At 70.6% G+C, this 14851-nt stretch carries 12 protein-coding genes; 2 read left to right on the top strand and 10 right to left on the bottom strand.

Annotation, left to right across the window (positions count from 1 at the left end; all coding sequences use genetic code 11):
* Positions 1-1160: PrsW family intramembrane metalloprotease (locus G3N18_RS13685; protein WP_196384834.1), on the bottom strand; the 1160-nt coding region annotated here is incomplete at its 3' end.
* A gap of 78 nt (positions 1161-1238) precedes the next feature.
* On the opposite strand from G3N18_RS13685, the gene G3N18_RS13690 reads away from it, so the two are divergent.
* Complete coding sequence (locus tag G3N18_RS13690; RefSeq protein ID WP_141379856.1) at positions 1239-2102, top strand: fumarylacetoacetate hydrolase family protein; 864 nt, start codon at positions 1239-1241, stop codon at positions 2100-2102.
* Positions 2103-2177: 75 nt separating this feature from the next.
* On the opposite strand, the gene G3N18_RS13695 is transcribed toward G3N18_RS13690, so the two are convergent.
* From G3N18_RS13695 to G3N18_RS13715, 5 genes are all read right to left on the bottom strand, one after another.
* Positions 2178-2684: a DUF4190 domain-containing protein gene (locus G3N18_RS13695; protein ID WP_196384835.1), complete on the bottom strand. Its 507-nt coding sequence runs from the start codon at positions 2682-2684 to the stop codon at positions 2178-2180.
* Positions 2685-2773: 89 nt separating this feature from the next.
* Positions 2774-4231 (bottom strand): aspartate ammonia-lyase, encoded by a 1458-nt coding sequence (locus G3N18_RS13700; RefSeq protein ID WP_196384836.1) that lies wholly within the window; start codon positions 4229-4231, stop codon positions 2774-2776.
* A gap of 133 nt (positions 4232-4364) precedes the next feature.
* A complete protein-coding gene (locus G3N18_RS13705; RefSeq protein ID WP_196384837.1) occupies positions 4365-5270 on the bottom strand; it encodes a phosphodiesterase in 906 nt (301 codons plus the stop codon).
* 46 nt (positions 5271-5316) lie between these two features.
* On the bottom strand, positions 5317-5649 hold the full coding sequence (locus G3N18_RS13710; protein WP_196384838.1) for a peptidase: 333 nt from the start codon (positions 5647-5649) through the stop codon (positions 5317-5319).
* On the bottom strand, positions 5646-6965 hold the full coding sequence (locus G3N18_RS13715; protein ID WP_196384839.1) for an inorganic phosphate transporter: 1320 nt from the start codon (positions 6963-6965) through the stop codon (positions 5646-5648). The genes G3N18_RS13710 and G3N18_RS13715 overlap by 4 nt, the downstream gene beginning before the upstream one ends.
* Positions 6966-7151: 186 nt before the next feature.
* Between G3N18_RS13715 and G3N18_RS13720 the strand changes: the two genes are divergently transcribed.
* On the top strand, positions 7152-9275 hold the full coding sequence (locus G3N18_RS13720; protein WP_196384840.1) for a prolyl oligopeptidase family serine peptidase: 2124 nt from the start codon (positions 7152-7154) through the stop codon (positions 9273-9275).
* A gap of 194 nt (positions 9276-9469) precedes the next feature.
* On the opposite strand, the gene G3N18_RS13725 is transcribed toward G3N18_RS13720, so the two are convergent.
* From G3N18_RS13725 to G3N18_RS13740, 4 genes are all read right to left on the bottom strand, one after another.
* Positions 9470-10354 carry a PDDEXK family nuclease gene (locus G3N18_RS13725; protein ID WP_196384841.1) on the bottom strand — a complete coding sequence of 295 codons (885 nt, stop codon included), beginning with the start codon at positions 10352-10354 and terminating at the stop codon, positions 9470-9472.
* 267 nt (positions 10355-10621) lie between these two features.
* Positions 10622-11650 carry a 6-phosphofructokinase gene (locus G3N18_RS13730; protein WP_196384842.1) on the bottom strand — a complete coding sequence of 343 codons (1029 nt, stop codon included), beginning with the start codon at positions 11648-11650 and terminating at the stop codon, positions 10622-10624.
* A gap of 185 nt (positions 11651-11835) precedes the next feature.
* Entirely contained in the window at positions 11836-13995 is a 2160-nt protein-coding gene (locus G3N18_RS13735; RefSeq protein ID WP_196384843.1) for a DEAD/DEAH box helicase, read from the bottom strand.
* 308 nt (positions 13996-14303) lie between these two features.
* On the bottom strand, positions 14304-14851 hold a 548-nt coding region (locus tag G3N18_RS13740), incomplete at its 5' end, for an HAD-IC family P-type ATPase (RefSeq protein WP_196384844.1).

Below are 14851 nucleotides of genomic sequence, written 5' to 3' on the forward strand. Positions count from 1 at the left end.
CGGGCGCGCTCGTCGGGCACGGCGCCGGGGTCTCGGCCCGTGCTGGCACGCTGTCGCGCCGCGGCGAGCGAGGTGGCCTCGGCGGTGAACGTCTTCATCTGCCGTGAACGGTCGCCCGGCAGCGTGCGCGCCCACGCGGTCGCGCGACGGCGCCCCGATCCGGTCGCGAGCAGGTCGACCTCGGCGGGCGTGAACCATCCCGCCTGCGCGTACTCGCCGAGCCGCTGCCGCGTGAGACGCGCCTCCTCGCGCCGCAGCGCGATGAATCCCAGCACGAACGCGATGAACAGCGGCACCTGCAGCGTGATGTACAGGTGGAAGAAGTCGGCGAACAGGGCCGACCCGTTCCACAGCGCGTGGAGCGCGGCGGCGCAGAGCATGCCCACGAGCCCCGCCCCGGCGGCGGCGCGCACCGTCGCCCCCGCGCGCGCGGCGCGGCCGATCACGTAGCCGGTGACCGCGGTGAACATCACGTGCGCGAAGGGCGAGAGGATGCCCCGGAGGACGAACGTGAAGGCGGTCTCCGAGAGGCCGCCCTCGATGAGGCTCGTCGCGAAGTAGAGGATGTTCTCGGTGAACGCGAACCCCGCCCCGACGAGCGCGCCGTAGACGACGCCGTCGACAGGCCCGTCGAACGCACGGCGCCCGAACACGAAGACGAGGAAGACGCCGAGACCCTTGGCGAACTCCTCGACGAGCGGCGCCTGCACCACCGACGAGAACGCGTCGCGGGCGGCGTCGTCGGGCGGGGCCGGCGCCAGGGCATCCAGGGCGATATCGACGCCGAGGGCGATCGCGACGGCCGCGATGGCACCCCAGACGAGGGCGAACACGACGAGCGAGGCGGGTTCGGGCTCCCACCGGTCGGCGGCGCGCACCGCCAGCAGCACGACCGTGAGCGGGATCAGCGCGAGCACCATTCCTACCGCCGACGCGACGACGCCGAGGTAGGTGAGGAGATACGCGACGAGGCCGATCAGCAGCACGACGAGCACCGCCATCTCCCAGATCGGAGCCGACATCCCCCGCCGTTCGCTGCGGCCTCCGCGCGGGGCGGTGGCGCCGATCGCCGCCGGCGAGACCGGCGCCGGAGGGATCGGATCGGTCACGACGGGGCTCGATGCGTACGCGCCGTTCCCCGGTCGCCTCCGTTCGTCCATGCGGCTCAGCCTAAGGCGCGGCCACCGCGGGCCGCCAGACGCCACCGGCCTCGCCCGCGCGGCGGCTAGCCTGGGGGGATGCGTTTCGCCCACATCCGCCCGCCCGGCTCGACGGATGCCGAGCTCGCCGTCGTGCAGGAGGGCACGGCCGCACTCGTCGGCGACCTCTTCCCCGGCGCACCGCGACGGCTGCAGGCGCTCATCGACGGCGGCGACGAGCTGCTCGCGCGCGTGCGCTCCGCCGCGGCGGGCGTCACCGGCATCCCGCTCGACCAGGTGACCTACGGACCGGCCGTCGACGCGCCGCCGGTGGTGCTCGCGATCGGCCTGAACTACGCCGCACACTCGAGCGAGCTGGGCCTCAAGGCCGACTCTGCGCCGACCGTGTTCGTGCTGTGGCCGAACTCGCTCTCCGCGCACGAGGAGACGACCGTCTGGCCGCGCACGCTCAGCGAGTCGATCGACTACGAGGCCGAGCTGGGCGTCGTGATCGGCCGCGCCGCGAAGGACGTCGCGCCGGCCGACGCGCTCGCGCACGTGTGGGGATACACCGTCGTCAACGACATCACGGCGCGGGACATCCAGTTCTCCGAGGCGCAGTGGTCGCGGTGCAAGTCGTTCGACGGGTTCACCCCGAACGGCCCGTTCGTCGTCACCGCCGACGAGATCGGCGACCCCGGCGACCTGCACATCTGGGCCGTCGTCGACGGGCAGACGGTGCAGGATGCCTCGACGAGCCAGATGATCCGCTCCGTCCCGGCGCTCGTGGCGAGCCTCTCCCGCTCGGCGACGCTGCTGCCGGGAACGCTCATCTCGACCGGCAGCCCCGGCGGCGCGGGCTACTCGCGCGACCCGCAGATCTTCCTCCGCGACCGCTCCACCGTGACGGTCGGCGTCGACGGCATCGGCGAACTCACGACGCACTGCCGGGTGCTCGGCTGAGACGCCGAAGGCGCCGACCCCTCGTCGATGTCGGGGATGTCGGCGCCTTCAGGTCACCGTGCGGATCCGTGCGGATCAGCGGTTCGACTGCTCCAGGACCTCCTGGCAGGAGAGGTCGACGCCCCACACCTGCACGACGGCGGTCGGGTCGTTGAGGCAGGTCGTCGCGGCGTTCAGTGACGGCACGATCACCGCGAAGATGACGATGAGACCGACGACCACCGAGATCGCGCCGATGATGATCGCGGCGATCGCGAAGCCGTTGCCCCGGCCGGCCTTCTTCGACTGCACGAGCGCGACGATGCCGAGGATGAGACCGAGCAGACCGAAGAAGAACGAGACGATGAACGCCACGATGCCGAGGGTCTTGCCGGGCACCGTGCCGCCACCGGCCCCGCCGTTGTACGCGGGCGCGGCGTTGTAGGCGGGCGCCGCGTTCTGACCGTAGGCGGGCGCCGCCGGCGGCTGGGTCGTCGGGGCGTACTCGCCGTATGCGGGCGGTGCCGGCTGCGCGGGCGGGGTCGGCTGCGCGCCGCCCTGGTTCGCGGGCGGCGTGGCGTCGGGGGTGTTGGGGTCGGTCATGTCGGCCTCCTGGGTTGCGGAAAATCGCGCCGGTGTCCCGGCCCTCCGACGCTATCGCTCCGTCGCCGCCCGTGCCAGCGCCCGCGCCGTCAGCTCTCGACGAGGTTCTCGACCGGCTGGATGACCGGGATGGCCTGCGTGATCGCCTCGAGGCCCGACAGTCGCGCCGGCGAGAGCTGCTTGTCGACCTCTTCGCGGGTCATGAGCCCCGCCTCGACGACGAGGTCGCCGACGTTGCGGTGGGTGAGCAGCGCGGTCTTGGCGAGGGCTGCGGATGCCGCATAGCCGATGAAGGGGGTCAGCGCCGTCACGACGCCGACCGACGAGCCCACCATCGCGCCGAGGCGATCGCGGTTGGCGGTGATCCCGTCGACGCAGTTGATCCGGAGCGTGCGCATCGCGCGGCGCATCCAGGTGATCGACTGGAAGATCGAGTGCGCGATGATCGGCTCGAACGCGTTCAGCTGCAGCTGGCCGGCTTCCGAGGCCATCGTCACGGTCAGGTCGGCCCCGGCGACCGAGAAGGCCACCTGGTTGACGACCTCGGGGATCACCGGATTCACCTTGCCGGGCATGATCGACGAGCCCGCCTGCTGCGCGGGCAGGTTGATCTCGCCGAGACCCGCCTGCGGGCCCGACGAGAGCAGGCGCAGGTCGTTGCAGATCTTCGACAGCTTCATCGCGTTGCGCTTGAGGGTCGACGAGAACGACATGAACGACCCGGTGTCGCTCGTCGCCTCGACGAGGTCGTCGGCGGTCACGAGGTCGAGCCCGGTGATCTCGCGCAGGTGCGCGAGCACGGCGGGCGCGTATCCGGGGTGCGTCGTGATGCCGGTGCCGATCGCGGTGGCGCCCATGTTGATCTCGAACATGAGGTTCGCGTTCTCGGTGAGACGCTGGTGGTCGTAGCCGAGCGTCGTGGCGAAGCCGTGGAACTCCTGCCCGAGGGTCATCGGCACGGCGTCTTGCAGTTGCGTGCGACCGATCTTGAGGATGTCGTGGAACTCGACGGCCTTGCCCATGAACGACTGGCGCAGCAGGTCGAGCTCTTCGAGCAGGGTGACGAGGTCGAGGCTGAGCCCGATCTTGACGGCCGTCGGGTACACGTCGTTGGTCGACTGCGACCGGTTGGTGTGGTCGATCGGCGAGAGGAACGCGTAGTCGCCCTTCTGCCGGCCCGCCATCTCGAGGGCGATGTTGGTGATGACCTCGTTGGCGTTCATGTTGGTCGAGGTGCCGGCGCCGCCCTGCACCACCCCGACGACGAACTGGTCGTGGAACTCGCCGTCGATCACGCGCTGCGAGGCGCGGTCGATGAGGTCGGCGAGCGCCGGGTCGAGCACGCCGATCTGCCGGTTGGCGCGCGCCGAGGCCTGCTTGACCATGGCGAGGGCCTTCACGAGGTCTCGGTAGACCGAGATCGGCCGCATCGAGATGGGGAAGTTCTCCAGCGCCCGGGCGGTGTGGATGCCCCAGTAGGCATCGGCGGGGATCTCGAGCGATCCCAGCGAATCGGTTTCGGTGCGCGTCGTTGCGTCCAGTGCCATGAGTGCAGTCCTTGTGGGTTCTTCGACTCGGAAAGGTGTTTTCGAGCCTAGTCCGCCGCAGCGCCCGCGAGACCGTACGCGGCGTACAACCTCACCCTTCCGCTCGACGCGAGGGCGACGCCGCGCGCGGCGCTCAGCGCTTGCGCGAGAACGCGTCGAGGCGCTCGGCGGGGGTGAGTGCGGCCATCTGCTCGACCCACTTCGGCGTGAAGAACTCCGCCGTCTCCGCCTCGCCGACCGGCACCACGGCGTGCGTGATGGTGTCGTCGTAGACGTGCACGAGGTGGAAGGACTGCCCGGCATCCATGCCGTTGACCTCTGCCGGCGGGCGCTGCAGGTTCATCGTGTAGCAGGTCGCGGATGCCACGCTCACGGGCACGCCCGCGAACGTGCCGGCCGTCGCGTAGTGCAGGTGCCCCGCGAGGATCGCCCGCACGTCGGTGTCGGCGATCGCCGTGGCGAGGGCGTCTTGATGGCGCAGCTCGAGGATGTCGAAGAACGGGATGTGACTGGGCAGAGGCGGGTGGTGCAGTGCCAGGATCGTGCCGAGCGGCGCCGGTTCGGCGAGGGTTTCGCGCAGCCACGCGAGCTGCGCGTCGTCGAGGTCGCCGTGGTGCCAGCCGGGCACGGTGGAATCGAGCGCGATGAGACGCAGTCCGCCGAGGTCGTGCACGGCGGTGACCGGCTCGTGCGTGGGGGCGGCGTCGAACAGCCCCTCCCGCAGGGCCGGGCGCTCGTCGTGGTTTCCGGCAACCCAGACGATCGGGGCGCCCAGGCGCGCGGCGAACGGTTCGACCTCGGCGCGCAGAGCCGCGTAGGCCTCGGGCTCGCCGAGGTCGGTGAGGTCGCCGGTGAACACGATCGCGTCGGGGCGCACCCCCGTGCGCTCGACGGCGGCGAGCGTCGCGACGAGGTTGGCCGCCGTGTCGTAGCGCCCGCCCAGCAGCCGATTGCCGGCCAGCAGATGCGTGTCGCTGAGGTGCACGATCACGCGCCGCGCGGGCGCGTATCGGCCGAACTGCACGGGCTGCGAGGGCATGGCGACAGCCTAAGCCGAACCGCCGACCCTCACCGCGGCGTCGCGCTCACTTCATGACGATGAGGGCGAGGCCTGCCAGCACGGCGACGGCGCACAGCGCGAACGAGCCGTAGGCGCCGACGAGCGCCAGCCGCTTCTGCCCGTCGGTGAGCGGGCTTTTGCGGGCCGCCTTCTCGGCGGCCTTCGCCGCCCGGCGCACGTCCTTCTCACTGATCACGGTGATCGCGTCGGTGAACTCCGCCGGTGCGACGACGGGGGCGCGCCCCGCCCGCACGAGCAGGCGCAGGCCCACCGCGTAGAACCCGACCACCAGCAGCGCCCCGACGAGCGCGGCGGCGAACACCTGCACGAAGGCGAACCAATCGATCTCGATGCTCATCGCTGCGGCCCCTTCTTCGCGGAGGTGTTCCCGGCCTTCGCGCGGGCTTTCGCCTCGGCATCCGCCTTCTTGCGTTCTGCCTTCTCGCGCGCCTTCGCCTCGGCCTTCAGCCGCGCCTCTTCGCGCTCGATCGCGCGCTGACGACGGGTCGGCGGGGCCTTGCGCGGAACCTTGACCGCGAGACCCGAATCGGCGACCTCGCTCATCGCGTTCGACGAGTCGACGGCGTTCCGGCGCGAGCGCATGAAGAGGGAGACGATGATGACGAGCGCGAGGATCGCGTCGATGAGGATGCCCCAATTGCCGAACCAGACCACCAGCAGCGCGGCGAACGCGCCCACGGCGGCGGACGCCGGAAGAGTCAGCACCCATCCCACGGCGATGCGCCCGACGGTGCCCCATCGCACGGTCGAGCCGCGCCGGCCGAGGCCCGACCCGATGACCGAGCCCGACGCGACCTGCGTCGTCGAGAGGGCGAAGCCGAGCGCGCTCGAGGCGAGGATCGTCGCGGCGGTCGAGGTCTCGGCCGAGAACCCCTGCGCCGGCTTCACATCGGTGAGGCCCTTGCCGAGCGTGCGGATGATGCGCCACCCGCCCATGTAGGTGCCGAGGGCGATCGCGCAGGCGCACGCGATGATGACCCACAGGTGCGGATCGGCCTGATCGGCGCTCTGCCACCCGGCCATGATGAGGGCGAGGGTGATGACGCCCATCGTCTTCTGCGCGTCGTTGGTGCCATGCGCGAGCGCGACGAGCGACGACGTGAAGATCTGACCCCAGCGGAAACCGTCGCGACCGTCGGGCTTGTTGTCGTAGCGACGCGTGATCGCGTAGGCGAGGCGCGTCGCGAGGAACGCGATCACCCCGGCGGTGAAAGGGGCGATGAGGGCGGGCAGCACGACCTTGCTCAGCACCATGCCGAAATCGATCGCCGAGGCACTCGCGCCGACCAGCGTCGCACCGATGAGACCGCCGAACAGCGCGTGCGACGAGCTCGAGGGAAGGCCCAGCAGCCACGTCAGCATGTTCCAGGTGATCGCGCCGATGAGGCCCGCGAAGATGATCGGCAAGAAGGTGAGCGGCGTGATCTGGTCTTCGCGGATGATGCCGTGCGAAATGGTCTTCGACACCTCGGTCGACAGGAATGCCCCGACGAGGTTGAGACCCGCGGCGAGCATGACGGCGACCTTGGGCTTGAGCGCACCGGTCGCGATCGGCGTCGCCATGGCGTTGGCCGTGTCGTGGAAGCCGTTGGTGAAGTCGAAGAACAGCGCCAGCGCGATCACCAGCACGACGATGAGGGCAGCGGTTTCCACAGTTCGCTTTCGTCGGACGATAAGAGGAAGGGAGCCGACGGGATCGGCGGTGCGAACGAAGAGTTCACCGTGGGTTCATGCTCCGGCAACCGGAGCACAGAAATCCTCGCACATCGAGCGGCTCGCGCGAGACCCCCGGGCCGGGGCAAACGGCCGCCGTGCGCCGGTGTCGACTAGCGTGGGAGGGTGAGCAGCGCCCCTCTCGGCGGCGGCCAGGCACCCCGTGCCGCCGTCCACCCGACCACCCGCACGCATCACGGCGACGACGTCGTCGACGAGTACGAATGGCTGCGCGCCAAAGACGACCCCGCGGTGATCGCCCATCTCGAGGCCGAGAACGCGCACACCGACGCGCGCACCGCCCACCTCGCGCCGCTCCGTCAGCGGATCTTCGACGAGATCAAGGGGCGCACGCTCGAGACCGACCTCTCGGTGCCGACCCGTCAGGGCGACTGGTGGTACTACGGGCGCACCGTCGAGGGAAAGCAATACGGCATCCATTGCCGCGCTCCCCTCGCCGCGCCCGATGACTGGACTCCCCCGCGCCTCGAGCCCGGCGCGCCGGTGCCGGGCGAGCAGGTGCTGCTCGACGGCAACGAGGCCGCCGCGGGGCACGAGTTCTTCTCGCTCGGCAGCTTCGACGTGTCGACCGACGGCACCCGCCTGCTCTACGGCGTCGACGTCGAGGGAGACGAGCGCTACACCCTGCGCGTGCGCGACCTCGCCACGGGCGAAGACCTCGGCGACGTCGTCGAGAACACCTCTGCCGGAGCCTGCTTCTCGCCCGACGGGCGCTTCGTCGTCTACACGACGATGGACGACGCCTGGCGCCCCGACACCGTGTGGCTGCACGAAGTCGGAACGGATGCCACGGCCGACGTGCGCCTCTTCCACGAGCCCGACGAGCGGTATTGGGTGGGTGCGGGCTTCACCCGCAGCGAGCGGTACCTCGTGATCGACGTGGGGTCATCCATCACGACCGAGGAATACCTCGTGCCGGCATCCGACCTGCGCCAGGAGCCGCGGTCGATCTGGCCGCGCCGCGAGGGCATCGAATACTCGGCGACCCACGCGGTCGTCGACGGCGACGACGTGCTGTACATCGTGCACAACGACGGCGCGCTCGATTTCGAGCTCGTGCGGGTCTCGGCCGATGATCCGTCCGGCCCGCGCACCGTCGTCGCCGCGCACCAGCCGGGACGGCGCCTGCTGGATGTCTCGGCCTTCCGCGACTGGGCGGTCGTGTCGTATCGGCGCGAGGGCCTCGCGCGCCTCGGCATCCTGTCGTACGACACCGGCGCGATCCGCGAGCTCGACTTCGACGAAGAGCTCTATGCCGCCGGCGCGGGTGGGAACCCCGAGTGGGCGCCCCCGGTCGTGCGGCTCGGCTACGGCTCGTTCCTCACGCCGGGCACGGTGTACGACTACGTCGTCGAGACCGGCGAGTTCCTGCTGCGCAAGCGTCAGCCGGTGCTGGGCGGGTACTCCCCCGACGACTATGCGCAGCGGCGCGAGTGGGTGACGGCCGACGATGGCACGCGCGTGCCCGTCTCGCTCGTCTGGAAGCGCTCGTTCGGCGAGCCGGGAGGAGGTGCTGTGCGGCCCGTGCACCTCTACGGCTACGGGTCGTACGAGCACTCGATCGAACCCGGGTTCTCGGTGGCGCGGCTGTCGATGCTCGACCGCGGCGTCGTCTTCGCGATCGCCCACGTGCGCGGCGGCGGAGAGCTCGGCCGGCAGTGGTACGAAGACGGCAAGCTGCAGCACAAGCGCAACACCTTCACCGATTTCGTGGCGGTCGCGCGGCACCTCGTGGCATCCGGCGTCACCTCTCCCGACCGCCTCGTCGCCGAGGGCGGATCGGCCGGTGGGCTGCTCATGGGTGCCGTCGCGAACCTCGCGCCCGAACTGTTCGCCGGCATCCTCGCCGACGTACCGTTCGTGGATGCCTTGACGACGATCCTCGACCCGTCGCTGCCGCTCACGGTCATCGAGTGGGACGAGTGGGGCGACCCGCTGCACGATGCCGAGGTGTACGCGTACATGAAGACGTACACGCCGTACGAGAACGTGCGCGCGGGGGTGGACTACCCGCGGATCCTCGCGACGACCTCGCTCAACGACACCCGGGTGTACTACGTCGAGCCGGCCAAGTGGGTCGCGCGTCTGCGCGAGGTCGGCGCCGACGCGTTGCTGAAGTGCGAGATGGTCGCCGGCCACGGCGGCGTCTCGGGCCGCTACAACTCGTGGCACCAGCGCGCGTTCGAGCTCGCCTGGCTGCTCGACGTTCTCGGCCTCGCCGACGCGTAGGGGCCCGGGGGCGCGGGCTCGTCCCACTTTGTGCAGGGGTTGTCCCACTTTGTGCAGGGGTTGTCCCAGATTCGGCTGGATTCAGCGCCGGAAAGCAACCACAAATGGGACATGGATGCCGGGGCGCACGCAGCTCTGCCAGAGTCAGGGGCTGGGGGGTCGGCGCCGCCGGGTTTGGGCGTCGCAGCCGGGTCTCAGCGACCCGGCGTCCAGCCAGCGCGAATGAGGGCATCACGCGCGATCGCAACGGCAGCCGCGCCGGCGCCGAGGAGGTGGTGCGAGAGGACGCGTTGGTGGTCCCAACCGAGGCGACGGATCGCCGCCCATCGATCGGCGTCGCGCGCGAACTGCGCGGCATCCTCGGCGTGAACTCGTCCGTCGTACTCGACGGCCACACGATAACGTGGAAAGGCCAGGTCGAGTTCGGCGACGAAGGTGCCGCGCTCGTCGAAGAGGTTCCATGCGACCTCCGGTTCGGGCAGTTCCGCGTCACGCAGCAGCAGACGGAGTCGGGTCTCTCGCGGTGAACGCACGCCGTAACGGACATCGCTCAGAGCGCGCATCAAGATACCGCCGCGCACGTCGCCCATCGTGACGACCTCATTCCGCAACGCTTCGGCCGTCACGAGTGGGGCAGCTCCGCTGATGAGAAAGTCGGCGGCGGCGACGATGTCGCCGTAGTTCCAGAGGCGCCCGATCTGCCGCCACGCCCGCACCGGCGACTCGACGGGAAGGCCGTCCAGGGTCTCGAACGCCGGCGCGCGCGTCTGCAGGCGGTGCCCGCTGACGCCCCGGGTGCGAGGTTCGCGCGCCGGCCGGTAGGCGGAGACGTGGAGGCCAGGTCGGTACGGCCATTCCGGCATCGGGGCACCGTACGCGAAAAGCGCCGTTTCGTGGCTGAAGAACTGCCCGTCCGAGAGCCGCGGCAGGAGCGCCAACGCTCGTTCGTAAAGGGAGCGATCGGCGATCGGACCGCGCAGCCGGACACCGTGGAACGGTGCCGAGAACGAGGCGCCGCGAAGCTGACCGCGAGGGATGCCGGCGGCGCGCGCCTGGGCGACGGTGAACGATCTCGGCAAGCGATGGGATGGACTCTCGTGGGGAGGCATCCCTCATGGTCACCGTCACCGCAACAGCGGTCGCGGTCTGAACGCCGATCCGTGGACAGATCTGCGGCACCGCGCGTTGGGGAGGAGACGGCAACGACGCCCGCACGGGGCGGGGTATGTCCCAGAAGTGGTCGTATTCACCTGGGAAAAGCGACCACTTCTGGGACAACCCTCACCCTGAGTGGGACAACGTCCGCACCGAGTGGGACGGCGGCGGCGGCGTGCCGCGCGCGCGGGTCAACCGAAGAGGGCGGCGGCCTCTTCGTAGCGGTAGATGGGGACGGTGTTGAGCTCGCCGAGGGCGTCGGCGAACGGCACGCGCACGATGTCGGTGCCCTTCAGCGAGACCATCTGGCCCCAGGCCTCCTCCGCCACGACGTCGGCGGCGTGGAGGCCGAGACGCGTCGCGAGCACCCGGTCGAAGGCCGACGGCGAGCCGCCGCGCTGGATGTGACCGAGCACGGTCGCACGTGTCTCGATGCCGGTGAGGCGCTCGATCTCCGGCGCGAGCACCTCGCTGATGCCGCCCAGGCGCGGGCGATTGAAGGCATCGAGCCCCTTGTCGCTGTAGGCCTCGTCCATGCCCTTCAGGGTGAACCCCTCCGAGACGACGACGAGCGGCGCGCGGCCGCGGTCGTGGGCCTTCTGCACCTGCGCGGTGATCTCGTCGATCGACATCGGCACCTCGGGGATGCAGATCACGTGCGCGCCCGCGGCGATGCCCGAGTGCAGCGCGATCCACCCGACGTGGCGACCCATGACCTCGGCGACCATACAGCGCTGGTGCGAGTCGCCGGTCGTGCGCAGGCGGTCCATCGCCTCGGTGGCGATGTTCACGGCCGTGTCGAACCCGAACGAGTAGTCGGTGGCGCGCAGGTCGTTGTCGATCGTCTTTGGCACGCCCATGACGTTGATGCCGTCGTTGTAGAGGCGGTTCGCCGCCGCAAGCGTGCCCTCGCCGCCGATCGCGATGATGCCGTCGATGTGGTGGCCGTACAGCGTCGCCTTGATGTTCTCGGCGCCGCCGCGCGGGCCCTCGTAGGGGTTCGTCCGCGAGGTGCCGAGGATCGTGCCGCCGACCTTCGAGAGGCCCTTGACCTCGTGGCGGGTCAGCGGAAAGAAGTCGCCGTCGACGACGCCGCGCCACCCGTCGCGGATGCCCACGAACTCGATGTTGTAGTTGGTCGTGCCCTTGAGCACGACACCGCGGATGACGGCGTTCAGGCCGGGGCAGTCGCCGCCGCTGGTGAGGATGCCGATCTTCATGTGGGGATCCTTCGGTTGGAATATCGCTGGGTGTGTCACTGGGGTGTGCCAGCCGGGAATGTCACTGGCGTCGCTGCCACTGTCGACACTATCGCCGACGACCGGGCGGATGCCACCGAGCCCGCCGTCCTAAATGGTCGGCGGGCTCGGTGTGCGCCCCGCGCGGGCGAGGCGGGGTGAATACCTCAGTCGGCCCCGAGCGCCTGCCGCAGCAGGTGTATGAGCGCCGAGAGCTGCACCGAGTCGCTCGAGGACGGGTCGACCTGCTCGCCGTCGAGGGCGCGTGCGGCCAGCGACTGCTTCGAGTCGATCAGCTCGGCGATCTTGGTGTCGATCGTGTGCGCGGCGATGATGCGCCACGCGGTGACCGGCTCGTCCTGACCGATGCGGTGCACGCGGTCGATCGCCTGCGTCTGCTCGGCGGCCGTCCACGACAGTTCGGCGAGCACGACGTTCGAGGCGGCCTGCATGTTCACCCCGACGCCGGCGGCGGTCAGCGAACAGACCGCGATCGCGACGTCCGGATCGGAGTTGAACGCATCGATCGCCTGCTGGCGCGCGGCGGCGGTCTGGTCGCCGCGGATCGAGACGGTGCGAAGCCCCGCCTGCGCGAAATGCGCCTCCGCGGCATCCATCACGTCGATGTGCTTCGCGAAGAACACGACCTTGCCGACCGAGCGCTGCAGCTGCGCGGCGTAGTCGGCCGCGAGCAGGGCCTTCGCCTGACCGATCTTCCGCACCATGGTGAACACGTTGTCGGCGCCGGCACCGGCGGCCTTGGCCTCTTCGAGCTCGCCGTGCGCGACGAGGCGCACGATGTCGTCATCGGCCTCGCCGCGGATGACCCGGTCACCGCGCGCCTCGATGATGCGGCGGTACTTGGCCGCGAGCCGCTCGCCGAGCTCGCGCTCGGCCTCACGGATCGAGCGGCCGTACTCGTCGTCGAGCTCGACGGGCAGATCGGCGATCAGCTTGTCGGGGAGGTCGGCGGCGACGTCCTTCTTCTTGCGGCGCACGATGCCCATCGAGATGACGGCGTCGCGCGCTTCGGGATAGAAGGCCTTGTCGGCGGGGGTGAAGCCCGTGGCATCCAGCTTCGCCATCAGCTCCGGACCGGGCTTCTCGCCGTTCGTCCAGCCGAGGAAGCGCCAGATCGCGTCGAAGTCTTCGACGTCGTTGATCAGCGGCGTGCCGGTGAGGGCGAGCATGAGCGGGTCGCGCACCTGCTCGCGGATGCGCGCGCCGAGCGCGAGCACGTTCTGCGAGCGCTGCGAGCCGAGGTTCTTGATGAAGTGCGCCTCGTCGACGACCATGCCCTTCAGCCCCAACGAGCCGAGCCACGACAGGTGCCGGTCGAGCACTTCGTAGTTGACGATGAACACGTCGGCGAACGCATCGACCTGGTCGCCGTCGCCGTGGATAACCGTCGCGCGGCGCTGCGGCGTCCACCGCTCGACCTCGCGCGCCCAGTTCATCTTGACGACGTTGGGCACGACCGCGAGCAGCGGGTAGGCACCGGCGACGGATGCCGCGAGCACCGACTCGGCCGTCTTGCCGAGCCCCGGCTCGTCGGCGAGCAGGAACGAGCGGTGGCCCGCGCGCACCGACTCGAGGAACCGCGACTGGTGCGGCATGATCTCGAGGCCCTTGGGCGACAGCCGGTCGAACTCCGGGACGGGCGGCAGCTCCATCGAGGCGCTCGCGCCCCCGGCGCCGGTCTCGAACGCCTTGTACAGCGGGCCCATGAGTTCCCAGCCGTCGAGGCGACGACGGGCGGTGGATGCCGGGGCGCGCAGCGCCACGTCGGGCGCGAGGAACGGGTTCGCCTCGCGGCGTGCCTCGATCTGCGGCGGGGTGACCTGCCGCGACGAGACGGCGGCGGGCACGACCGGGGCCTGCACGGGCGCGACGTCGGTGATGATCAGCTCGTCTTCGGGGAGCTCCGCCCCCGATTCGAGCAGCCAGTCGCGGCGCATGCGCTTGGCGACCGGCGATGTGGCCGCATCGACCTCGAGCAACTGGATGAGCGAGGTGTCGCGGGCCGCGGTCTTGGCGAGGATCGTCGCGACGCCGTCGAGGCGCTTGAGCAGCTCGGCGCGCGCGGCGGTGGGCGTCACCTCGTCGGCTTTGACGCGGGCGCGCTCCTCGCGCACGAGGAAGGCGATCACCTGGAACTTGACCCGGTTGGTGGGGCCCAGCTTGCCGCGCTGGGCTTTGGCCTCGACCTCGCGCACCTTGCGCGCGAGGATCGGGATCAGGGGCGCGTCGTCGTCGCGACGTGCAGAAGAACCCCTGCTGGATGCGCCCCGCCGTCGGGCGGGCGCGGTGGATGCCGTAGGCGGCATGCTCCTCCTGAGCTGAACGTGCCGGCGGAGACCGGCGAGGTGCCGACCGCGGATGAACGGCCGGGCGCTGCCCGCGAGGTGAGTCGCGGAGGCGAACACGAGGACGAATCCCCCGGCTGCGGGCACTCGCTTCTGCGAGCTGCGGCGACGGGAGACGCGATGTCCCCGGCATCCATCTTAGCGCCCCGCGTGCGCCGCGCCAGGTGCCTGCGCTCGCGAGTCATCTACTCTCCGCCGAATCACCACCGGATCGGCGTCGATCGGATGGTGATTCGGCGGGCGCGTGGTGACTCGCGCAGGCGCGGCGGTCAGCGCGCGGAGCGCAGGCGCAGGCTGTTGAGCACGACGAACACGCTCGAGAACGCCATCGCGGCACCGGCGATCATCGGGTTGAGCAGGCCGAAGGCCGCGAGCGGCAGCGCCGCGACGTTGTACGCGAACGCCCAGAACAGGTTGCCGCGGATGATGCGCATTGTGCGGCGGCTGAGCGAGAGTGCGGTGACGACCGGCTGCAGGCCGTGACCCGAGAGGGCGATGTCGCTCGCGTGCATCGCGGCGTCGGTGCCCCCGCCCATCGCGAGTCCCAGGTCGGCGGTCGCGAGGGCGGCCGCGTCGTTGACGCCGTCGCCGACCATCGCGACGCGGTGGCCGGATGCCTGCAGGCGAGCGACCTCTGCGACCTTCTGCTCGGGCAGCACCCCCGCGACGACCCGGTCGATGCCGGCCGCGGCGGCGGCTGCGCGGGCCGCACCCTCGTTGTCGCCCGTGAGCAGGACGACCTCGCGGCCCACCGCGCGCAGCCGCGCGACCGTGGCCGCGCTGTCGGGGCGCACCGCGTCGCCGACGGTCATGACCG

The sequence above is a fragment of the Microbacterium paulum genome (assembly GCF_015707995.1).
Classification (GTDB): domain Bacteria; phylum Actinomycetota; class Actinomycetes; order Actinomycetales; family Microbacteriaceae; genus Microbacterium; species Microbacterium paulum.